The sequence below is a fragment of the Bradyrhizobium sp. sGM-13 genome (assembly GCF_018398875.1).
Lineage (GTDB): Bacteria > Pseudomonadota > Alphaproteobacteria > Rhizobiales > Xanthobacteraceae > Bradyrhizobium.
Genome location: NZ_JAGWDK010000164.1, coordinates 1 through 684, shown reverse-complemented (window position 1 = coordinate 684; position 684 = coordinate 1). Strand labels below are relative to the sequence as shown.

Sequence of the window (684 nt, the reverse complement as noted above, 5' to 3'; positions counted from 1 at the left end):
GATCGCCGTCCACAAAGGGACTGGCGATGAACCGCTCCGCCGTCAGATCGGGCCGGTTCAGATAACCACGCGCAACCCCCGCCCCGCCGATATAGAGCTCGCCGACCATCCCGATCGGCGCGACGTTGAGGGCGTGGTCCAAGATATAGAGCGTGGTGTTACCGATCGGGCCTCCCAGCAACGGACGATCGTCCTCGCCATCGAGGCGGTGGCGCGCCGACCACACCGCGGTCTCGGTCGGACCATACAGGTTCCAAACCGCGCTGGCCTGCATCAGCAGTCGCCGCGCGAGATCCGGCGCAAGCGCCTCGCCGCCGCACAATACCCGGCAGCCTATTGGCAGCGGTGGACCTGGCGGATCGTCGTGATCGAGCAGCATCCGCCAGGTCGAGGGTGTCGCCTGGATCACCGTCACGCCTTGTGCAACGATGAGAGCCTTGAGCTGACCCGGATCATGAGCCGCCGCGCGATCGGCCAGCACCACTCGTGCCCCCAATGTCAGAGGCAGCCCCAGTTCCAAAACCGCGATGTCGAACGACAATGATGTCAAGCCAAGCACTCGATCGCGTTCGTTGAGCCCCGGCCGCTCCGCCATCGTCGTTAGAAAGTTCGTCACCGCCCCGTGATGCACCATGACGCCCTTTGGGGTTCCGGTTGAGCCTGAGGTGTAGATCACATAGGCGA

Annotated in this window: 1 protein-coding gene; it reads right to left on the bottom strand. The window is 64.3% G+C overall.

Annotated features, from left to right (window positions below):
• Window positions 1-684 (bottom strand): AMP-binding protein (locus tag KJQ96_RS38600; protein ID WP_213291173.1); only part of this gene is annotated, 684 nt, incomplete at both ends.